A 20,402-nucleotide genomic window follows, 5' to 3' on the forward strand; every position below is an offset into this window, starting at 1 on the left:
CCTCCAGGAGACACGCAATGAGCCTACCCAATCCCGCCGACCTGATCCGGCAGATGGCTGTCGACCTTCGCGCCCATCTGGCCCGCCGTGGCATCACCGAGCCACGCTTCATCGGCATCCGCACCGGCGGCGTCTGGGTAGCCCAGGCCCTGCAGGCAGAAATGGCCGACAGCAGCCCGCTGGGCACCCTGGACGTGTCCTTCTACCGCGACGACTTCAGCCAGAACGGCCTGCACCCGCAGGTGCGCCCATCGGAGCTGCCGTTCGAAGTCGAAGGCCAGCACCTGGTGCTGATCGATGACGTGCTGATGAGCGGCCGCACCATCCGCGCGGCGTTGAACGAGTTGTTCGACTACGGGCGCCCGGCCAGCGTGACGCTGGTCTGCCTGCTCGACCTGGATGCCGGCGAACTGCCGATCCGCCCCAACGTGCTTGGCGCCACGCTGTCGCTGGCCGCCCATGAACGGGTAAAATTGACCGGACCCGCACCGCTCGTCCTCGAGCGCCAGGACCTCGCCACCGCTTCCGCCCTTTAAGAGTCCCCTCGCGATGACGCCAATCGACGCCAAGCGCCCGCTGCAGCTCAATGACCAGGGCCAGCTGCGCCACTTCCTCTCGCTCGACGGTTTGCCCCGCGAACTGCTCACCGAGATCCTCGACACCGCCGACTCGTTCCTCGAAGTCGGCGCCCGGGCCGTGAAGAAAGTCCCGTTGCTGCGCGGCAAGACCGTGTGCAACGTGTTCTTCGAGAACTCCACCCGTACCCGCACCACCTTCGAACTGGCCGCCCAGCGCCTGTCGGCCGACGTGATCAGCCTGAACGTGTCGACCTCCTCGACCAGCAAGGGCGAGACCCTGTTCGACACCCTGCGCAACCTCGAAGCCATGGCCGCCGACATGTTCGTCGTGCGCCACTCCGACTCGGGCGCCGCGCACTTCATCGCCGAGCACGTGTGCCCGGACGTTGCGGTGATCAACGGCGGTGACGGCCGCCATGCGCACCCGACCCAGGGCATGCTCGACATGCTCACCATCCGCCGCCATAAAGGCAGCTTCGAGAACCTCTCGGTGGCGATCGTCGGCGACATCCTGCACTCGCGCGTGGCCCGCTCCGACATGCTCGCGCTCAAGGCCCTGGGCTGCCCGGACATCCGCGTGATCGGCCCCAAGACCCTGATCCCGATCGGCATCGAGCAATACGGCGTGAAGGTCTACACCGACCTGGCCGAAGGCCTGAAGGACGTCGACGTGGTGATCATGCTGCGCCTGCAGCGTGAACGCATGGCCGGCGGCCTGCTGCCCAGCGAAGGCGAGTTCTACCGCCTGTTCGGCCTGACCACCGCACGCCTGGCCGGGGCCAAGCCCGATGCCATCGTCATGCACCCGGGGCCGATCAACCGCGGCGTGGAAATCGAGTCGGCGGTGGCCGACGGCAAACACTCGGTGATCCTCAACCAGGTCACCTACGGCATCGCCGTGCGCATGGCGGTGCTGTCCATGGCCATGAGCGGGCAGAACGCGCAACGTCAATTCGACCAGGAGAACGCCCAGTGACCCTCAGCATTCTTGGCGCCCGGGTCATCGACCCCAAGACCGGCCTGGACCAGGTCACCGACCTGCACATCGACGGCGGGCGCATCGCCGCCATCGGCGCCGCCCCGGCAGGCTTCAGCGCCAGCCGCACGATCCAGGCCAATGGCCTGGTCGCCGCGCCGGGCCTGGTCGACCTTGGCGTCTCCCTGCGCGAGCCGGGCTACAGCCGCAAGGGCAACATCGCCAGCGAAACCCGCGCCGCCGTGGCCGGTGGCGTCACCAGCCTGTGCTGCCCGCCGCAGACCAAGCCGGTGCTGGACACCTCGGCCGTGGCCGAACTGATCCTCGACCGCGCCCGTGAGGCCAGCAACAGCAAGGTCTACCCGATCGGCGCCCTGACCAAGGGCCTGGAAGGCGAGCAACTGGCCGAGCTGGTGGCCCTGCGCGACACCGGTTGCGTGGCCTTCGGCAACGGCCTCAAGGAAATCCCCAACAACCGCACCCTGGCCCGCGCCCTGGAATACGCCGCCACCTTCGACCTGACCGTGGTGTTCCACTCCCAGGACCGCGACCTGGCCCAGGGCGGCCTGGCCCACGAAGGCGCCATGGCCAGCTTCCTCGGCCTGCCGGGCATCCCCGAGAGCGCCGAGACCGTGGCCCTGGCGCGCAACCTGCTGCTGGTCGAACAAAGCGGCGTGCGCGCCCACTTCAGCCAGATCACCAGCGCCCGCGGCGCGCAGCTGATCGCCCAGGCCCAGCAGCTCGGCCTGCCGGTTACCGCCGACGTGGCGCTGTACCAGCTGATCCTCACCGACGAATCGTTGCGTGAGTTCTCCAGCCTCTACCACGTGCAACCGCCGCTGCGCAGCGCTGCAGACCGCGACGGCCTGCGCGAAGCGGTGAAGTCGGGGGTAATCCAGGCGATTTCCAGCCACCACCAGCCCCACGAGCGCGATGCCAAGCTGGCCCCGTTCGGCGCCACCGAGCCTGGCATCAGCAGCGTCGAGTTGCTGCTGCCGCTGGCCATGACCCTGGTCGACGATGGCCTGCTCGACCTGCCTACCCTGCTGGCGCGCCTGACCAGCGGCCCGGCTGCGGCCCTGCGCCTGCCGGCCGGCGAGCTGAAAGTGGGTGGCGCGGCCGACCTGGTGCTGTTCGATGCCAAGGCCTCGACCGTGGCGGGCGAGCAGTGGTTCTCGCGCGGCGACAACTGCCCGTTCATCGGCCACTGCCTGCCGGGTGCGGTGCGTTATACCTTGGTCGATGGGCATGTCTGCCACGAGGGCTGAGTAGGCCTTGCGGCCTCATCGCCGGCAAGCCGGCTCCCACAGGGATTTGCAGCGCTGCAGCCACTGTGGGAGCCGGCTTGCCGGCGATGAGGCCAGCACTGCCAGGTAGCAACCATTCATCCCCCCCGGTTGAAATCCTTCCCCCCACCCCCATATGAGTCTGCAACAGGCATTTTCGCCCCGCTGCGTGGAGACTCTCCCCTTGACCACCATCGTTTCTGTCCGCCGTCACGGCAAAGTCGTCATGGGTGGCGACGGCCAGGTATCCCTCGGCAACACCGTCATGAAAGGCAACGCCAAGAAGGTCCGGCGCCTGTACAACGGCGAAGTGATCGCCGGTTTTGCCGGTGCCACCGCCGACGCCTTCACCCTGTTCGAGCGCTTCGAAGCGCAACTGCAGAAACACTCCGGCCACCTGGTGCGCGCCGCCGTCGAGCTGGCCAAGGAATGGCGTACCGACCGCTCCCTCAGCCGCCTGGAGGCCATGCTGGCGGTCGCCAACAAGGACGCATCCTTGATCATCACCGGCAACGGTGACGTGGTCGAACCCGAAGACGGCCTGATCGCCATGGGTTCCGGCGGCGCCTACGCCCAGGCCGCAGCCCGCGCCCTGCTGAACAAGACCGACCTGTCGGCGCGTGAAATCGCCGAGACTGCCCTGAACATCGCCGGCGACATCTGCGTGTTCACCAACCACAACCTGACCATCGAGGAGCAGGACCTGGCCGAGTGATCAGTTGTTTTGGCGTCCCGCTCGCTGCGGGACTTTTCCACACTGATTGCCCCGCTAGAGGACCATTTTCATCATGTCCATGACCCCCCGCGAGATCGTCCACGAACTCAACCGCCACATCATCGGCCAGGACGACGCCAAGCGCGCCGTCGCCATCGCCCTGCGCAACCGCTGGCGGCGCATGCAGCTGCCTGCCGAGCTGCGTGCCGAAGTGACGCCGAAGAACATCCTGATGATCGGCCCTACCGGCGTCGGCAAGACCGAAATCGCACGCCGCCTGGCCAAGCTGGCCAACGCGCCGTTCCTCAAGGTCGAAGCGACCAAGTTCACCGAAGTGGGCTACGTCGGCCGCGATGTCGAATCGATCATCCGTGACCTGGCCGATGCCGCGCTGAAGATGCTGCGCGAGCAGGAAATCGTCCGCGTGCGCCACCGTGCCGAAGACGCGGCCGAAGACCGCATCCTCGACGCCCTGCTGCCGCAGGCGCGGGTGACCAGCTTCAGCGAGGAAGCCGCGCAGACCAGCAGCGACTCCAACACCCGCCAGCTGTTCCGCAAGCGCCTGCGCGAAGGCCAGCTGGACGACAAGGAAATCGAGATCGAAGTCGCCGACAGCGTGGGCGTCGAGATTGCCGCGCCGCCTGGCATGGAAGAGATGACCAACCAGCTGCAGAACCTGTTCGCCAACATGGGCAAGGGCAAGCGCAAGGCGCGCAAGCTCAAGGTCAAGGAAGCGCTGAAGATGGTTCGCGACGAAGAAGCGAGCCGCCTGGTCAATGAGGAAGAGCTCAAGGCCAAGGCCCTGGAAGCGGTGGAACAGCACGGCATCGTGTTCATCGACGAGATCGACAAGGTGGCCAAGCGTGGCAACGTTGGCGGCGCCGACGTGTCCCGCGAAGGCGTGCAGCGCGACCTGCTGCCGCTGATCGAAGGCTGCACCGTCAACACCAAGCTGGGCATGGTCAAGACCGACCACATCCTGTTCATCGCCTCCGGCGCGTTCCACCTGAGCAAGCCGAGCGACCTGGTGCCCGAGCTGCAGGGCCGCCTGCCGATCCGCGTGGAACTCAAGGCACTGACCCCGGAAGACTTCGAGCGCATCCTGCAGGAGCCGCACGCCTCGCTGACCGAGCAGTACCGCGAGCTGCTCAAGACCGAAGGGCTGAACATCGAGTTCCAGGCCGACGGCATCAAGCGCCTGGCCGAGATCGCCTACCAGGTCAACGAGAAGACCGAGAACATCGGTGCCCGCCGCCTGCACACGCTGCTGGAGCGCTTGCTCGAAGAGGTGTCGTTCAGTGCTGGCGACCTGGCCAGTGCCCATGACGAAACGCCGATCCAGATCGACGCGGCCTACGTGAACGGCCACCTGGGCGAACTGGCGCAGAACGAAGACCTGTCGCGTTACATCCTGTAAGGCCAATCGCCGGCAAGCCGGCTCCCACAAGCAGCGCTGGCCACTGTGGGAGCCGGCTTGCCGGCGATGGGCTGCGCAGCAGCCCCTTGCACTATCCCCAGAATCTCTCGAAGCTTGCACCATCAGCTCCCCAGAGATTCTGCCCATGGCCCGCCTGCCCACCGCCATCAACCTGCACAAAGCCTCCAAGACCCTCAGCCTCACCTACGCCCCCGGCGAGGTCTACCAATTGCCCGCCGAGTTCCTGCGCGTGCACTCCCCGTCCGCCGAGGTCCAGGGCCACGGCAACCCCATCCTGCAGTTCGGCAAGATCAACGTCGGCCTGGTCGGCCTGGAACCTGCCGGCCAATACGCACTGAAACTGACCTTCGACGACGGCCATGACAGCGGCCTGTTCACCTGGGAGTACCTGGAACAGCTCTGCCTGCGCCAGGAACAGCTCTGGGCCGAGTACCTCGACGAACTGCACAAGGCCGGCAAATCCCGCGACCCGGCCGAGTCGGTGGTCAAACTCATGCTCTAGCGCAAGCCTTCCAGGGTTTAGAGCGCATTTTCTAATCTCATCTGCTTGAATGCCCTACAGACAGCCCGCAATCGGGCTGTCTTGCGCATTACATGAAAGTCGGGTAACCAATGGGGCTGGCAAGTTCCCTGCATCGCCAATGAGGCAAGCAGGGCCAGGCCGGTTTGTAGAGGTCGCGAGCGAAAGCAGGCTGTCTTCACACGCAGATTCCCCCGCAGCTCATCGCCGAAAGCATCCGGCCCGCAGCACCGCTGTTCCTTATCACTGGTCACCCGAGTAGCAGTACCGGGCAGCAGACTGTGCATGTGCCACAGCAAACCGGTACTCGTCTCAGGACAACGGAGCGTCGTAGATGAGTAACAAGAACAACGATGAGTTGCAGCGGCAGGCCTCGGACAACACCCTGGGGCTGAACCCGGTCATCGGCATCCGCCGCAAGGACCTGCTGAGCTCAGCGCGTACCGTGTTGCGCCAGGCCATGCGCCAGCCGCTGCACAGTGCCAAGCACGTGGCCCACTTCGGCCTTGAGCTGAAGAATGTGCTGCTGGGCAAATCCACCCTGGCCCCGCAGGGCGACGACCGTCGCTTCAACGACCCGGCCTGGAGCAAGAACCCGCTTTATCGACGCTACCTGCAGACCTACCTGGCCTGGCGCCAGGAGCTTCAGGACTGGATCGGCGACAGTGACCTGTCGGCCCAGGACATCGCCCGCGGCCAGTTCGTCATCAACCTGCTGACCGAGGCCATGGCGCCCACCAACACCCTGTCCAACCCGGCCGCGGTCAAGCGCTTCTTCGAGACCGGCGGCAAGAGCCTGCTCGATGGCCTGGCCAACCTGGCCAAGGATGTGGTCAACAATGGCGGCATGCCCAGCCAGGTCAACATGGACGCCTTCGAAGTGGGCAAGAACCTCGGCAACTCCGAAGGCGCCGTGGTCTACCGCAACGACGTGCTGGAGCTGATCCAGTACAGCCCCATCACCGAACAGGTGCATGCCCGCCCGCTGCTGGTGGTGCCACCGCAGATCAACAAGTTCTACGTGTTCGACCTGAGCCCGGAAAAAAGCCTGGCGCGCTTCTGCCTGCGCTCGCAGCAGCAGACCTTCATCATCAGCTGGCGCAACCCGACCAAGGCCCAGCGCGAATGGGGCCTGTCGACCTACATCGATGCGCTCAAGGAAGCGGTCGACGCGGTGCTGGCGATTACCGGCAGCAAGGACCTGAACATCCTCGGCGCCTGCTCCGGCGGCATCACCTGCACCGCGCTGGTCGGCCACTACGCCGCCCTGGGCGAGAACAAGGTCAATGCCCTGACCCTGCTGGTCAGCGTGCTCGACACCACCATGGACACCGATGTGGCGCTGTTCGTCGACGAGCAGACCCTGGAATCGGCCAAGCGCCACTCCTACCAGGCCGGCGTGCTCGAAGGCAGCGACATGGCCAGGGTGTTCGCCTGGATGCGCCCCAACGACCTGATCTGGAACTACTGGGTCAACAACTACCTGCTCGGCAACGAGCCGCCGGTGTTCGACATCCTGTTCTGGAACAACGACACCACGCGCCTGCCGGCCGCCTTCCACGGCGACCTGATCGAGCTGTTCAAGAACAACCCGCTGACCCGCAGCAATGCCCTGGAAGTGTGCGGCACCGCCATCGACCTGAAGAACGTCACGTGCGACATCTTCAGCGTGGCCGGCACCACCGACCACATCACCCCCTGGCAGTCGTGCTACCGCTCGGCGCACCTGTTCGGCGGCAAGATCGAGTTCGTGCTGTCCAACAGCGGCCACATCCAGAGCATCCTCAACCCCCCAGGCAACCCCAAGGCGCGCTTCATGACCGGCGCCGACCGCCCGGGTGACCCGGTTGCCTGGCAGGAGAACGCCGACAAGCATGCCGACTCCTGGTGGCTGCACTGGCAGAACTGGCTGGGCGAGCGCGCCGGCGACCTGAAGAAGGCGCCCACCCGCCTGGGCAACCGCGCCTACGCCGCAGGCGAAGCCGCACCGGGTACCTACGTTCACGAACGATGAGCTGCAACGCCGTGGCCGCCAATGGCGCGCCACGGCGCTTTTTTTTGCCACCACAGAGCCACGCGCATGTCGCAACCCTACATATTCAGGACCGTCGAACTGGACGACCAATCCATCCGCACCGCGGTGCGGCCGGGCAAGCCACACCTGACGCCGCTGCTGATCTTCAATGGCATCGGCGCCAACCTGGAACTGGTGTTCCCGTTCATCGAAGCGCTCGACCCGGACCTGGAAGTGATCGCGTTCGACGTACCGGGGGTGGGCGGCTCTTCCACCCCGCGCCACCCTTATCGCTTCCCGGGTTTGGCCAAGCTCAGCGCGCGCATGCTCGATTACCTGGACTACGGCCAGGTCAATGTCATTGGCGTTTCCTGGGGCGGCGCGCTGGCCCAGCAGTTCGCCCACGACTACCCCGAGCGCTGCAAGAAACTGGTGCTGGCGGCCACGGCGGCCGGCGCGGTGATGGTGCCGGGCAAGCCCAAGGTGCTGTGGATGATGGCAAGCCCGAGGCGCTACGTGCAGCCCTCGCATGTCATTCGCATCGCCCCGCTGATCTACGGCGGCGGCTTTCGCCGCGACCCGGAGCTGGCCATGCACCACGCGGCCAAGGTGCGCTCCGGCGGCAAGCTTGGCTACTACTGGCAGCTGTTCGCCGGCCTTGGCTGGACCAGCATCCACTGGCTGCACAAGATCCAGCAGCCGACGCTGGTGCTGGCCGGTGACGATGACCCGCTGATCCCGCTGATCAACATGCGCCTGCTGGCCTGGCGAATTCCCAATGCCCAGCTACACATTATCGACGACGGCCATCTGTTCCTGATTACCCGGGCCGAGGCCGTCGCCCCGATCATCATGAAGTTTCTCCAGGAAGAACGTCAGCGCGCGGTCATGCATCCGCGCCCCGCCTCTGGCGGTTGATAGTCGCTGCCCGCGAATCCGGTAAGACGAGGGAGTGTTGCCATGAAAGACAAACCGGCTCGAGGAACGACAACGTCTCCCGCCACCAGCATGAACGTGCAGAACGCCATACTCGGCCTGCGCGGGCGCGACCTGATTTCCACGCTGCGCAGCGTCGGCCGCCAGAGCCTGCGCAACCCGTTGCACACCGCCCGCCACCTGCTGGCCCTGAGCGGCCAGCTGGGCCGCGTGATGCTGGGCGACACCCCTTACCAGCCAAACCCGCGCGACAGCCGCTTCAACGACCCGACCTGGAGCCAGAACCCGTTCTACCGGCGCAGCCTGCAGGCGTACCTGGCCTGGCAGAAGCAGACGCGCCTGTGGATCGAGGAAAGCCACCTCGACGACGATGACCGCGCCCGCGCGCACTTTCTGTTCAACCTGATCAACGACGCCCTGGCGCCCAGCAACTCGCTGCTCAACCCGCTGGCGGTCAAGGAGCTGTTCAATACCGGCGGGCAGAGCCTGGTGCGTGGCGTGGCCCACCTGCTCGATGACCTGCGCCACAACGACGGCCTGCCGCGCCAGGTCGACGAGCGCGCCTTCGAGGTGGGCGGCAACCTGGCCGCCACGCCCGGCGCGGTGGTGTTTCGCAACGAGATGCTGGAGCTGATCCAGTACAAGCCGATGAGCGAGAAGCAGCACGCCCGGCCAGTGCTGGTGGTGCCGCCGCAGATCAACAAGTACTACATCTTCGACCTGCAGCCGAACAACAGCTACGTGCAGTACATGCTCAAGCATGGCCTGCAGGTGTTCATGGTGAGCTGGCGCAACCCCGACCCACGGCACCGCGAATGGGGCCTGTCGAGTTATGTGCAGGCGCTGGAAGAGGCGCTCAACGCCTGCCGCAGCATCAGTGGCAGCCGCGACCCCAACCTGATGGGCGCCTGCGCCGGCGGCTTGACCATGGCCGCGCTGCAAGGCCACCTGCAGGCCAAGCACCAGCTGCGCAAGGTGCGCAGCGCCACCTACCTGGTGAGCCTGCTGGACAGCCAGTTCGAAAGCCCGGCCAGCCTGTTCGCCGACGAGCAGACCATCGAGGCCGCCAAGCGCCGCTCCTACCAGCGCGGGGTGCTGGACGGCGGCGAGGTGGCGCGGATCTTCGCCTGGATGCGGCCCAACGACCTGATCTGGAACTACTGGGTCAACAACTACCTGCTGGGCAAGACGCCACCGGCCTTCGACATCCTCTACTGGAACGCCGACAGCACCCGCCTGCCCGCGGCCCTGCACGGCGAATTGCTGGACTTCTTCAAGCTCAACCCGCTGGCCCACGCCACTGGGCTCGAGGTGTGCGGCACGCCCATCGACCTCAAGCAGGTGGACCTCGACAGCTTCACCGTGGCCGGCAGCAACGACCACATCACCCCGTGGGATGCCGTGTACCGTTCGGCCTTGCTGCTGGGCGGCGAGCGGCGCTTCGTGCTGTCCAACAGCGGCCATATCCAGAGCATCATCAACCCACCCGGCAACCCCAAGGCCTACTACCTGGACAACCCCAGGCTGTCGAGCGACCCACGCGCCTGGTTCCACGATGCCCAGCGCAGCGACGGCAGCTGGTGGCCCTTGTGGCTGGAGTGGATCACCCCCCGCTCCGGCCCGCTCAAGGCGCCGCGCCTGGAGCTGGGCAACGCCACCTATCCACCGCTGGGCCCTGCGCCAGGCACCTATGTCCTGACCCGATGAGCAGCCTGCCTGGATGAAAACCCGCGACCGTATCCTTGAATGCGCCCTGCAGCTGTTCAACGCGCAGGGCGAGCCGAATGTCTCGACCCTCGAGATTGCCAACGAACTGGGCATCAGCCCGGGCAACCTGTACTACCACTTCCACGGCAAGGAGCCGCTGGTGCTGGGCCTGTTCGAGCGCTTCGAAGAAAGCCTGATGCCGTTGCTCGACCCGCCGCTGGAGGTGCGCCTGGAGGCCGAGGACTACTGGCTGTTTCTGCACCTGATCGTCGAGCACATGGCCCGCTACCGCTTCCTGTTCCAGGACCTGTCGAACCTGACCGGGCGCCTGCCCAAGCTGGCCCGTGGCATGCGCAGCCTGATCAATGGCCTCAAGCGCACCCTGGCGGCGTTGCTGGCCAGCCTCAAGGGCCAGGGGCAGGTGGTCAGCGAAACCCAGGCGCTGGGGCAACTGGTGGAACAGATCAGCCTGACCCTGCTGTTCTCGCTGGATTACCAGCGGGTGCTGGGGCGTGAGGGCGATGTGGGGGTGGTGGTGTATCAGGTGATGATGCTGGTGGCACCGCACCTTGAGGAGAAGCCGCGGGAGGCAGCGCAGCAGCTGGCTCGGCGGTATCTGGAGGGGTAGGCCTGGCGCCATCGCCGGCAAGCCGGCTCCCACAGGTACCGTGGGAGCCGGCTTGCCGGCGATGGGGACGACGCGGTATCAGGCCTGGGTGGCTGCGTTCACCGGTGCCGAGGGTGCGCTGCTGGCCGGGGCGGCGCTTGGCGCAGGCGCGGCGGTGGCGGCCGGGGTGGCGCTGGCGGCCGGTGCTGCAGGCTTGGCGGCGGCCGGTTTGGCCGGGGCCTTCTTCACAGCAGGCTTCTTCGCCGCAGCGGGTTTGGCCGCAGCAGGCTTGGCAGCCGTTTTGACCGCAGGTTTGGCAGCAGCAGTCTTGGCTGCTGGTTTGGCAGCAGGCTTGGCCGCAGCGGTTTTCGCCGCAGGCTTGGCCGGGGCCTTGGCCAGTGGCTTGGCGGCGGTCTTGCTGGCAGCAGGCTTGGCCGCAGCTGCGCGCGAGCGCGCGGAAACCGGGGTCACCGAAGCGCCGGTCAGTTTCTCGATCTGCTTGGTCAGGCTGTCGACCTGCTGGTGCAGGGCCTTGATCTCGTTGCGGCTTGGCACGCCAAGGCGCGAGATGGCGCTGTTGAGGCGCTTGTCGAAGGCCTCTTCGAGCTCGCTCCACTTGCCCAGGGCGCGGTCTTTCACGCCGGACACGCGGGAAGTGGTCGAAGACTTGGCGTTCTCGGCCACGTCTTCAGCGGTTTTCTTCGCCTGCTTCTCGGCCTTCTCGCCATCTTTGACCAGCGAATCGAACAGCTTCGGGCCGTCCTGGTCGACCTTCGAATAGATACCCAGCCCCGCCAGCCAGATCTTGCGGGAGTACTTCTCGATCCCGCCGATCCAGGAGCTGCCTTCTTTGTCGGAATTCTTCTTGCCAGCCATCCTGCTCTCCTTATGGTTTGTGCGCGACGCGCTCAAGCAGCTCATGCAGCTGTTCAAGCTTGATGGACAACGCCTCAACGTCATGTTTAGACGGAATGCCGAGGCGATTCAAGGCGCGGCCCACCCGTGCGTCGAAAGCCTTTTCGATCTTGTCGAGCTGAACCTCGACCTTGCCGCGTACACGGCTGACTTCATGGGTCGCTTCGTCGAGCTGATGGTTGGCGGCATCGAGCTCTTTGTCGATGCGCTTCTTGCCACGTTTCTCGACGCCTTCACCGGCTTTCACCAGTTCCTGGAAGTAGTCGGAACCTTCCTGGCCGACGCGCGCATAGGCGCCGATGCCTGCCAGCCAGATCTTGCGTGCGTACCCGCGAACTTCACCCAAGGTGCTCTGGGCGTCATCCGTCTTCTTCACATTCACTTTGGCCATGCTCTGTACCTCATGCTCATGAGTGGAGGGGAGGAACCGCCCATGGAGGTTGGGCTTGAGCATAAGGTAGTGAGGCAAATTAGAATCTTCACCCTAAGCTCGCGCTGACCTATCTACCACCGCCGCCCAGGCACCGCCGCCGAACATGCGCCTCCCTTGCCAACGGAGCGCCGATGCCATGCCCCATTCACTCCCCTGCCACGCCTTCAAGCAACAGGTGGCCGCCCACTTCGCCGACCGCCCGGACCTGCGCAGCGTCATGGCCAGGGCCGCCTTCGAGGCCCTGGCAGACCGCTACCCGTGGATCCGCAGCAATCACCCGACGCTGCAGTCGCTCGAGGGCATGGCCATCCTGCATGCGCCGCAAGGCCCGGATGCGGCGCAGCAGAGTGACCTGCTCGACACGCTGCTTGCGCATTTCCTGAGCGGCCGCAGCATGGCCTTGGCCGCCACCGACCAGCTCAGCCTGCAGCCCCCGGCGGTGTTCCGCGCGCAAGCACAAAACCCCACCATCGACCTGCGCATGGACGATGTGAACCAGGCGTTCGACGACATGCTGGCAACCGTTGCCCTGAGCTTTCAGCTGGCCCAGGTCAGCTTCTGGAATGGCCAGCAGGGCGACTCGCAGGTGTCGCGCCTGCGCTGGCTGGAGCAGATGCTCAAGGCAACCCTGCTCAGTGCGCTCGAACGCCAGGGCCTGGCCGAGGGTGCGAAAAGGCTGTTGTACGCGTGGCTTGCCGAAGACGGCAGCACGCCCGCCTTGCAGGGGCTGCAGCTGTCATTGCGGCATCAGGGCGTGGAGTATCGCCAGGTATCGGCGGACCTGCTGCTGATCGCCGAGCGCGACGACGCCCGCCTGGTACTCTGGTGCCAGCCATCAGGCACTGTGCGGTGCTTCGACGACCTGCCCGGGTTTGCCCTGGCCCTGCGCGACGCGCTGGCCGACCAGCATGAGTTCGACACACTGTCGTGGGCCTGCTCGCCGGTAGTGGGCGATGCCTTTCGCTACCAGGCCAGCCAGTTGCTCAACGCCATCTTGCAGGGCATCGAGCGCGTGCCGCTTTGCACGATCGCCAAGGTCAGCGAACTGGAGCGCCTCTACTGCCAGCGCTGCGACCCATCCTCGGCATTCCCGGAGCACGCCTGCATCGACCGCCAGGCGCCGGCCATCGCCCTGCCGGCCTGGCTCGCCCAGGCCAGCGCCAGCGACCGCTTCGACTACCACCGGGCAATGCTCACGCTGGCCGCACGCCAGGCGCTGGCAAAAGGCACGGCAGCGCCGGACGGCTTCGACGACCTGCAGCGCTATACCACCCGCCGCCTGCGCGAGCAGATGCAGGCGGACCAGCCCGGATTGCCAGTGCCAGAGCCCGACCAACTGTTGATCACGGTTTCCCAGGTGATCGAGGCATCGTCCAGCGGGCCGGCGCGCCTGGAGCCGCTCAAGACCGTCACGCTCACCGAGCTGGCCATCACCCGCATGCGGGCGAACCTGAATGAAGTGGCCTCGGCAATCGCCACGCCCTGCACCCAGCCCAGCCAGAGCTGGCTGAACCTCGACTATCTCAATCGGCTGGTGCAAACGGTCGACGTGGGCGGCCAATACCCCCTGTACGTCCACGCCAGGCTGCAAGACCCGGTCGATAGAGACGGGCGTAGCCAGCGCTTCGCCAGCGCCTGGCGCAACAGCCTGCTGCTGGACGCCCTGCAGGCCAGGATCGAGGGGCACGTGAGCGAGCCTGCCTGGCACGCACTGGCGCCATGGTGCCGGGGCGCGGCAACTGCTGCGGGTGCCGCCAAGGTAGCGCCGCTGGCCTTTCACTGCACACCGGGCGCCAGCCGGGCGAACCGGGTGCACGGCATGTTCGTGATCGAGGTGGCCCACACCTGGCTGCTCTATCGCCCCCTGAGCTCGACCCGCAGGCTTGTGGCCTACGCCAGCCAGGCGGACCTGATGGCCGATATTCGTCGCGCCGGCCAATTGCAGCAAAGCGTCCTCGCCTGGCTGGATGATGCAGACCGCCCCCTCTACGACAACGGCGGTTTCAGCGTGCCCAACCTGCACCCGCACCTGGCCGAACTGGCCGAGTTGCTGGGGCCCGGCTCCGACCTGAGCTTTCAGAGCCTGGCGCAATTGCGGGCCCCGGCCAGCCTGGCCTTCAGCGCCTGGGCCGAGGACCTGCACAGCCAACTGCTGCAAGCCCATGCCGAGGCGATGGTACTGCTGGCGTCGCGCCAGAGCGCCTCCAATGCCGAACTGCGCTGGGCGATGGTGCTGCAGTTGGGCTGGATGGCGTTCAACACGGTCACCGTGCTGCTGCGTGGCCCCGCAGCCACGCTGGCTTGGTTGGTGGCCGCATTGGTCAGCCTGAAAACCGACCTGGCGACGTTGACCGGAGGCAGCCCCGGGGAAAAGGCCCTGGCCGCCTCCGACCTGGTCTTCAATATCGCCATGCTGCTGGTGCACGCACCCACAAGCTCACTGCCGCAGCCGGAGCAGCCCAGGCTGCGCCCGGCGCCCCGCCAGGCCGGCAGCGCGGCAACGCAGGAGCAGCCGCAGACCATCGCTTGGCAAGCGCCGGAACAGCAACCTGCGCCCGCCCCCTTCGAGGTGAGCACCTGGGGCGATGAGCAGCGCATCGGCAACCTTCCAGCCGCGGCCCGCAACGCGCTGCTGCAACTGCGCGCCAACGTTGACCTGCAAGGGCTGGCTGCGCTGCAGCAGGGGCGCTTGCGCGGGCTGTACCAGGTCGGCCAGCGCTATTACGTGAAGCTCGAAGCAACCGCCTACGAAGTCGAAGAGTGCTGGACTGGCCTGCGCATCATCGGCCCCGACACCAGCAAGGGCGATTGGCAGGCATTCGGCGGTGCCTGGGACGGCTACTACATCGTCGGCCGCGAACGCAGCCGCGGGCCGTGGCTTGCCCGCTGGAACGGCGAATGGGCGATCGACTTGCGGCTGGCGGGCGGCATGCCCAGGTCACGCAAGGGCGTCATCGATGAAAACCGCAGCGCGATCCTTGCCCTGCAAGACCAGCGCAAGCGCAACGATGAAACGATCATGAAGAACGAGGCCTTCCTCAAGCGCTACCTGGCACTGACCAAGCCCTACGACGACGCCGCGCGGGCATTTCGCCAGGCCTTGCTGCAACACCCGGGCGTAGCCCCTGAAGACCTGCCCGAAACACTGCAGGCACAGTTGCGCACGGTACAGGCGATGCGCAAGGAGGCCCGCCCGAATCTGCTGGTCATCTCGCTGACCTATGAAAAGCAGGCCAACCTCATGGCCTCGCAAATCGAGCTGTTCACTCAGATGAGCGAGCCCCGCTTCGCCAGGCTCGACCCCCGCAGCAGTTCGGCCTATGGCCGCGGGCAGTGGGCCGAGCAATTGATCGAAACCGACCTGCACCTGTTTCACCTGTTGCTCGACCTGACCGACTACGAAGTCCTCAAGCAGCAGTCGCAGCAACTGGTGGTGCTGCCGTTCGGTGAAGAACAAGGGCTGCTGTACCTTGCCTTTCGCGCCAACCTGGAAGCGGCGTACACCACCCATGCGCGCGTACTGGCGGTCAGTGAACGCCTGGACCAGAACATCGCGCAGGCCCTGCTCGACAACACCCTGCAGTTCAAGAACAAGCAGTCCAAGCTCGAAGACATCATCGACCAGCGCCATTACTCGACGATCATCACCCGCGCCCAGGTCATCAGCGACCTGGCCCAGCTGGTGATAAACCGGGAGCAACTGACCAGCGACAACTTCGACGAGATGCTGCGCATGCAGGCAGCGCTGCGCAATCGCAACTTCGAGGCGGCATTGCTGAGCCATGATGGCCTGGCGGAGGCAAACCTGCCCGCCGAGGAACAGGCGGAAATCCTCGGCAACACACTGCGCGAGTATCAGGCCTCGCTGGGCAAGGCCAACTACCTGCTGTCGATGAACGACCCAGCACTGAACACTGCCCGCGTGGAGCAGTACATCCGCGAGGTGGCAGCGTTGCAGTCGGCGGCCGAGCGCGACTTGAGCAGCGCCCTGCTCGCCAGCGAAAGCGGGGCGCCTGCACAGCCTCGGCAGTTGACCTACCGCGGGCGGCCAGGCAAACCCAAGATGATCCGCACCACGCAGGGCAGAACGATCCTGGCCGAACACACCGAGGAGCAGGGCAGCCTGGCCTCCCAGACCGACCCCTTGACCCAGCAGAAGGTCCAGTACCAGCAGCACGGCGAACACTGGGAGGCCATCCCCGGCACCGCTACTGCGCACAGCAATGCCTACCTTCGACGCGTCGGCGCCAGCCTGCTGGCGCAGAAAAACGACAAGCTTGCGCTCATCGCCCGCTACTCACGCGAACCTAACAGCCTGGCAGACCTCATGGACTGGCAAATCCAGGACATGGCGGAGATCGCCCGCCAACTGGCCGCCGGCCCGGCCGACGGCAAGGTAATGGAAACGCAGCTGAACGCAGCGGTGGAGGAGCTGCAAGCTGAAAAGCGCCGCCTGCTCATCGACGCCTACCTCAACACCCGGCACCCGGACAGCAAGGCGTTGGCCTACCTTCACCAGCAAGACCAGGTCGAGATCAGCCTCATTACCAGGCGCAAGCGGCTCAAGGCCAATGACTATCTGGATGTCTACAGCATCCATCGCAAGCAGCCCAGGCAGATGCTCTGGGAGGCGCACTTTCACTACACCAGCGCCCAGGCCGCGCCGCGCGCCTTCGCCAAGGGCCACTTGAAGTTCTGGGAGCCCCGGGCCATGGGCCGGGACGAACGGCTGGAACGTTCGCTCGCCCCGGCAGAGCGCATAGACATCTACCGGGGCGACCTGCGCCTGGCGCAGATAGAGGGGGTGATCCCGTTCCCGCCTGCCTGAAACCGCGCGGGGTCAGGCCAGCGCCTTGTCCAGCGCTCGCTCGATCTCGCTCTTGATGCTGGCGCCCATCATCGACAGCATCATGCCCAGCTTCAGCTCGACGCGAATGCTGTCATCGAAGATGTGCACGCTGCCGTTGGCGCCGCTGCGTGCCACGTCGACGCGGTCACCGTTCCAGGTCGCCTTGAGGTCGTACTCGCGGCTCAGCTTGTCCACCAGCGCTTCGGCCTTGGCACGGGCGGCCTCGCGGCCGAGGGAGTGTTTGCGTTCGACGCTGATCTGGGTCATGCGGGTGTTCCTGGATATGAAGACATAATCGCCATTATGCCCGCCCCTGCCCCACGGCACACCCCGCCAAGACAAATCCGCCCGTTCGCCCTAGAATGGCGGTAATTTTTTCCGGTGAAGCGATATGAACGACCAGCGCAAAGGCGAACACGCCGAACCCACCACGCATTTCGGCTACCAGGACGTCCCCGAGAGCCAGAAGGCGAAGAAAGTCGCCGAAGTGTTCCACTCGGTGGCCGCCAAGTATGACCTGATGAACGACGTGCTTTCCGGCGGCATGCACCGCCTGTGGAAGCGCTTCACCATCGAGCTGTCGGGCGTGCGCACCGGCAACCGGGTGCTGGACATCGCCGGCGGTACCGGTGACCTGGCCGCCAAGTTCTCGCGCCTGGTCGGCCCGACTGGCCAGGTGGTGCTCGCCGACATCAACGAATCGATGCTCAAGGTTGGCCGTGACCGCCTGCTCGACCGTGGCGTGGCCGGCAACATCGAGTTTGTCCAGGCCGACGCCGAGAAGCTGCCGTTCCCGGACAACCACTTCGACTGCGTGACCATCGCCTTCGGCCTGCGCAACGTCACCCACAAGGACGAAGCCATCCGCTCGATGCTGCGCGTGCTCAAGCCAGGCGGCCGCCTGCTGGTGCTGGAGTTCTCCAAGCCGACCAGCAAGCTGATGTCCAAGGCCTACGACGCCTACTCGTTCGCCTTCATGCCCCTGGCCGGCAAGCTGATCACCAATGACTCGGAAAGCTACCGTTACCTCGCCGAGTCGATCCGCATGCACCCCGACCAGGAAACCCTCAAGGCCATGATGGTCGATGCCGGCTTCGACCGCGTCACCTACCACAACATGACCAGCGGCATCGTCGCCGTGCACCGGGGAATCAAGCCCTGATGCTGCTGGCAGGGCTGCTCGCCAGCGTCGAACATGGCCTGAACCGCGTCTTGCGCATGGACAGCACGGCCTTGCCGCGCCTGGCCGCGCTGGAAGGCAAGGTCATCGAGATCGATTGCCGCCAGCCGGCCCTGCAGGTCTTCATCCTGCCCGATGAAGAGGGCCTGATGCTCGCCGCCCACTGGGAAGGTGAGGTCGATTGCAGCCTGCGCGCCCCGGCCGGCAGCCTGCTGCAACTGGCCCTGGCCAAGGACAAGACCGGCGTGCTGCACACCCCGCAGGTCGAGCTGCATGGCGACAGCGCCGTGCTGCTCGACCTGTTCGGCGTGCTGCAGGACCTGGAACTGGACTGGGAGCACGAGCTGCAGCGCTGGCTCGGCCCGGTCGCAACCGCCCTGCTCGCCGGCCACGTGCGCCTGCGCGCGCGCTGGACCCGCCAGGGCCTGGCGCGTTTCCAGCAGAACCTTTCCGAATACCTGGCCGAAGAATCGCGCACCCTGGTGGGCAAGCGTGAAGCCGAAGCCGCCTTCAGCGAGCTCGATGCGCTGAAGGTCGATATCGAACGCCTCGAGGCGCGCCTGCAGCGCCTCTCCCGATCCCTTGATACCAGCGATAACGCATGAAGCTGCTCGCCGTCCGCCGTCTCTTTCGCATCCAGCGCGTGGTGATCCGCTACCGTCTCGATGACCTGCTGTTCGACCTGCCGCTGCCCTGGTGGCTGCGGAGCCTGCGCCTGCTCATGCCCTGGCGCTGGCTGCCCCGCAAGCCGTCAGAGCTCAGCCGCGGTGCGCGCCTGCGCCTGGCGCTGCAGGACCTGGGGCCGATCTTCATCAAGTTCGGCCAGCTGCTGTCGACCCGCCGCGACCTGCTGCCCACCGACATCGCCGACGAGCTGATGCTGCTGCAGGACCGGGTACCGCCGTTCGACCCGAAAAAGGCCGTGGCGCTGATCGAGGCGCAACTGGGCGCCAAGGTCGGCGAGGTGTTCAGCCGCTTCGACGTCGAACCGCTGGCCTCGGCCTCGGTGGCCCAGGTGCATGCTGCACGCCTTAAAAGCGGTGAAGAGGTGGTGGTCAAGGTGGTGCGCCCGGGCCTCAAGCCCGTGATTGCCCAGGACCTGGCCTGGCTGTTCCTGATCGCCAAGGCCGCCGAGCGGGCCTCGGCCGATGCCCGCCGGCTGCACCCGGTGGAAATCGTCGGCGACTACGAAAAGACCATCTACGACGAACTCGACCTGCTGCGCGAGGCGGCCAACGCCAGCCAGCTGCGGCGCAACTTCGAAGGTTCGGAGCTGATGTACGTGCCGCAGGTGTACTGGGACCACTGCCGTCCCAAGGTGCTGGTGATGGAGCGTATCTACGGCGTGCCGGTCACCGATATGGCGACCCTGGCCGACCAGCGCACCGACATGAAGATGCTCGCCGAGCGCGGTGTGGAGGTGTTCTTCACCCAGGTGTTCCGCGACAGCTTCTTCCACGCCGACATGCACCCCGGCAACATCTTCGTCAGCACGGTCAAGCCGTGGAGCCCGCAGTACATCGCCATCGACTGCGGCATCGTCGGCAGCCTCACCGCCGAGGACCAGGACTACCTGGCGCGCAACCTGATCGCCTTCTTCAAGCGTGACTACCGCCGCGTGGCCCAGCTGCACATCGACTCGGGCTGGGTGCCAGCGCATACCAAGGTCAACGAGTTCGAAGCGGCGATCCGCACCGTGTGCGAGCCGATCTTCGAAAAACCGCTCAAGGACATCTCCTTCGGCCAGGTGCTGATGCGCCTGTTCCAGACCGCGCGGCGCTTCAACATGGAAGTGCAGCCACAGCTGGTGCTGCTGCAGAAGACCTTGCTCAACATCGAGGGCCTGGGCCGCCAGCTGTACCCCGACCTCGACCTGTGGAGCACCGCCAAGCCCTTCCTGGAACGCTGGATGCGCGAGCGCATGAGCCCCAAGGCGGTGCTTGGCAACATCTACAGCCAGGCCGAGCAGCTGCCGCACCTGGCCGGCATGACCCGCGACCTGCTCGAACGCCTGTCGCAGCCGCACCTGCAAGACCCGCAAATGCCCGAGCGGCGCCGCAGCCAGGGCGACCGCTGGGCGCTGCGCCTGCTCGGCGCCGGCCTGCTCGGCGGCGGTGCGGTGCTGGCCACCGGGGCCGCCGAAGCGGCCAGCCTGGCCGCCCCCGCCGCTTGGCCGGCGTGGCTGATGCTGGCCGGCGGCCTGTACCTGATCGTGCGCCAATAGCCAGCCGCGCTGCTGGCTGGCACA

General features: G+C 66.0%; 17 protein-coding genes. 14 read left to right on the top strand and 3 right to left on the bottom strand.

Features of this window, described 5'->3' with window-relative positions; genetic code table 11:
- Positions 1 to 17: 17 nt before the first annotated feature.
- The 10 genes from pyrR (at position 18) to ACIPG5_RS04600 (ending at position 10,798) form a co-directional block, all read left to right on the top strand.
- Entirely contained in the window at positions 18 to 536 is a 519-nt protein-coding gene (pyrR, locus tag ACIPG5_RS04555; protein WP_176514074.1) for a bifunctional pyr operon transcriptional regulator/uracil phosphoribosyltransferase PyrR, read from the top strand.
- 13 nt (positions 537 to 549) lie between these two features.
- On the top strand, positions 550 to 1,554 hold the full coding sequence (locus ACIPG5_RS04560; protein WP_008099987.1) for an aspartate carbamoyltransferase catalytic subunit: 1,005 nt from the start codon (positions 550 to 552) through the stop codon (positions 1,552 to 1,554).
- Positions 1,551 to 2,822 (top strand): dihydroorotase, encoded by a 1,272-nt coding sequence (locus ACIPG5_RS04565; protein WP_401373555.1) that lies wholly within the window; start codon positions 1,551 to 1,553, stop codon positions 2,820 to 2,822. Before ACIPG5_RS04560 ends, ACIPG5_RS04565 begins: the two co-directional genes overlap by 4 nt.
- Positions 2,823 to 3,024: 202 nt before the next feature.
- Complete coding sequence (gene hslV, locus ACIPG5_RS04570; protein WP_012312406.1) at positions 3,025 to 3,555, top strand: ATP-dependent protease subunit HslV; 531 nt, start codon at positions 3,025 to 3,027, stop codon at positions 3,553 to 3,555.
- Between the two features lie 73 nt (positions 3,556 to 3,628).
- A complete protein-coding gene (gene hslU / locus ACIPG5_RS04575; protein WP_176514071.1) occupies positions 3,629 to 4,972 on the top strand; it encodes an ATP-dependent protease ATPase subunit HslU in 1,344 nt (447 codons plus the stop codon).
- A 145-nt stretch (positions 4,973 to 5,117) separates the two neighbouring features.
- Complete coding sequence (locus ACIPG5_RS04580; protein WP_012274559.1) at positions 5,118 to 5,495, top strand: gamma-butyrobetaine hydroxylase-like domain-containing protein; 378 nt, start codon at positions 5,118 to 5,120, stop codon at positions 5,493 to 5,495.
- 352 nt (positions 5,496 to 5,847) lie between these two features.
- The gene (phaC, locus tag ACIPG5_RS04585) at positions 5,848 to 7,527 is read left to right on the top strand and encodes a class II poly(R)-hydroxyalkanoic acid synthase (protein ID WP_401373557.1); all 1,680 of its coding nucleotides are present in this window, start codon (positions 5,848 to 5,850) and stop codon (positions 7,525 to 7,527) included.
- Between the two features lie 66 nt (positions 7,528 to 7,593).
- A complete protein-coding gene (gene phaZ / locus ACIPG5_RS04590; protein ID WP_176514066.1) occupies positions 7,594 to 8,445 on the top strand; it encodes a poly(3-hydroxyalkanoate) depolymerase in 852 nt (283 codons plus the stop codon).
- 42 nt (positions 8,446 to 8,487) lie between these two features.
- Positions 8,488 to 10,170, top strand: coding sequence for a class II poly(R)-hydroxyalkanoic acid synthase (gene phaC / locus ACIPG5_RS04595; RefSeq protein ID WP_176514064.1), 1,683 nt, complete (start codon positions 8,488 to 8,490; stop codon positions 10,168 to 10,170).
- A gap of 13 nt (positions 10,171 to 10,183) precedes the next feature.
- Positions 10,184 to 10,798, top strand: a complete 615-nt coding sequence (locus ACIPG5_RS04600) for a TetR/AcrR family transcriptional regulator (RefSeq protein WP_236238019.1) — start codon at positions 10,184 to 10,186, stop codon at positions 10,796 to 10,798.
- A 78-nt stretch (positions 10,799 to 10,876) separates the two neighbouring features.
- Here the strand turns inward: ACIPG5_RS04600 and ACIPG5_RS04605 are convergent, their stop codons facing one another.
- The gene (locus ACIPG5_RS04605) at positions 10,877 to 11,653 is read right to left on the bottom strand and encodes a phasin family protein (RefSeq protein WP_401373560.1); all 777 of its coding nucleotides are present in this window, start codon (positions 11,651 to 11,653) and stop codon (positions 10,877 to 10,879) included.
- Positions 11,654 to 11,663: 10 nt separating this feature from the next.
- The gene (locus tag ACIPG5_RS04610; RefSeq protein WP_176514059.1) at positions 11,664 to 12,083 is read right to left on the bottom strand and encodes a phasin family protein; all 420 of its coding nucleotides are present in this window, start codon (positions 12,081 to 12,083) and stop codon (positions 11,664 to 11,666) included.
- A gap of 178 nt (positions 12,084 to 12,261) precedes the next feature.
- Here ACIPG5_RS04610 and ACIPG5_RS04615 point away from each other — a divergent pair, with 178 nt between their 5' ends.
- On the top strand, positions 12,262 to 16,953 hold the full coding sequence (locus ACIPG5_RS04615) for a hypothetical protein (RefSeq protein WP_401373562.1): 4,692 nt from the start codon (positions 12,262 to 12,264) through the stop codon (positions 16,951 to 16,953).
- 12 nt (positions 16,954 to 16,965) lie between these two features.
- Here the strand turns inward: ACIPG5_RS04615 and ACIPG5_RS04620 are convergent, their stop codons facing one another.
- A complete protein-coding gene (locus ACIPG5_RS04620; protein WP_176514057.1) occupies positions 16,966 to 17,241 on the bottom strand; it encodes a polyhydroxyalkanoic acid system family protein in 276 nt (91 codons plus the stop codon).
- 124 nt (positions 17,242 to 17,365) lie between these two features.
- Here ACIPG5_RS04620 and ubiE point away from each other — a divergent pair, with 124 nt between their 5' ends.
- Genes ubiE through ubiB form a run of 3 tightly spaced genes read left to right on the top strand, consistent with a single transcriptional unit; the run spans position 17,366 to position 20,378 of the window.
- A complete protein-coding gene (gene ubiE / locus ACIPG5_RS04625; protein ID WP_236193527.1) occupies positions 17,366 to 18,136 on the top strand; it encodes a bifunctional demethylmenaquinone methyltransferase/2-methoxy-6-polyprenyl-1,4-benzoquinol methylase UbiE in 771 nt (256 codons plus the stop codon).
- Positions 18,136 to 18,759 carry an SCP2 domain-containing protein gene (locus ACIPG5_RS04630; RefSeq protein ID WP_176515048.1) on the top strand — a complete coding sequence of 208 codons (624 nt, stop codon included), beginning with the start codon at positions 18,136 to 18,138 and terminating at the stop codon, positions 18,757 to 18,759. The genes ubiE and ACIPG5_RS04630 overlap by 1 nt, the downstream gene beginning before the upstream one ends.
- Positions 18,756 to 20,378, top strand: coding sequence for a ubiquinone biosynthesis regulatory protein kinase UbiB (gene ubiB / locus ACIPG5_RS04635; protein ID WP_176515046.1), 1,623 nt, complete (start codon positions 18,756 to 18,758; stop codon positions 20,376 to 20,378). The genes ACIPG5_RS04630 and ubiB overlap by 4 nt, the downstream gene beginning before the upstream one ends.
- Positions 20,379 to 20,402: the final 24 nt, after the last annotated feature.

The organism is Pseudomonas sp. NPDC087029 (assembly GCF_044745345.1).
Lineage (GTDB): Bacteria > Pseudomonadota > Gammaproteobacteria > Pseudomonadales > Pseudomonadaceae > Aquipseudomonas > Aquipseudomonas faucium.

Bases quoted from the DNA above. Each gene is read 5' to 3' on its own strand.
- pyrR (WP_176514074.1), top strand. From the start codon at position 18: ATGAGCCTACCCAATCCCGCCGACCTGATCCGGCAGATGGCTGTCGAC.
- ACIPG5_RS04560 (WP_008099987.1), top strand. From the start codon at position 550: ATGACGCCAATCGACGCCAAGCGCCCGCTGCAGCTCAATGACCAGGGC.
- hslU (WP_176514071.1), top strand. From the start codon at position 3,629: ATGTCCATGACCCCCCGCGAGATCGTCCACGAACTCAACCGCCACATC.
- ACIPG5_RS04580 (WP_012274559.1), top strand. From the start codon at position 5,118: ATGGCCCGCCTGCCCACCGCCATCAACCTGCACAAAGCCTCCAAGACC.
- phaC (WP_401373557.1), top strand. From the start codon at position 5,848: ATGAGTAACAAGAACAACGATGAGTTGCAGCGGCAGGCCTCGGACAAC.
- phaZ (WP_176514066.1), top strand. From the start codon at position 7,594: ATGTCGCAACCCTACATATTCAGGACCGTCGAACTGGACGACCAATCC.
- phaC (WP_176514064.1), top strand. From the start codon at position 8,488: ATGAAAGACAAACCGGCTCGAGGAACGACAACGTCTCCCGCCACCAGC.
- ACIPG5_RS04600 (WP_236238019.1), top strand. From the start codon at position 10,184: ATGAAAACCCGCGACCGTATCCTTGAATGCGCCCTGCAGCTGTTCAAC.
- ACIPG5_RS04605 (WP_401373560.1), bottom strand. From the start codon at position 11,653: ATGGCTGGCAAGAAGAATTCCGACAAAGAAGGCAGCTCCTGGATCGGC.
- ACIPG5_RS04610 (WP_176514059.1), bottom strand. From the start codon at position 12,083: ATGGCCAAAGTGAATGTGAAGAAGACGGATGACGCCCAGAGCACCTTG.
- ACIPG5_RS04615 (WP_401373562.1), top strand. From the start codon at position 12,262: ATGCCCCATTCACTCCCCTGCCACGCCTTCAAGCAACAGGTGGCCGCC.
- ACIPG5_RS04620 (WP_176514057.1), bottom strand. From the start codon at position 17,241: ATGACCCAGATCAGCGTCGAACGCAAACACTCCCTCGGCCGCGAGGCC.
- ubiE (WP_236193527.1), top strand. From the start codon at position 17,366: ATGAACGACCAGCGCAAAGGCGAACACGCCGAACCCACCACGCATTTC.
- ACIPG5_RS04630 (WP_176515048.1), top strand. From the start codon at position 18,136: ATGCTGCTGGCAGGGCTGCTCGCCAGCGTCGAACATGGCCTGAACCGC.
- ubiB (WP_176515046.1), top strand. From the start codon at position 18,756: ATGAAGCTGCTCGCCGTCCGCCGTCTCTTTCGCATCCAGCGCGTGGTG.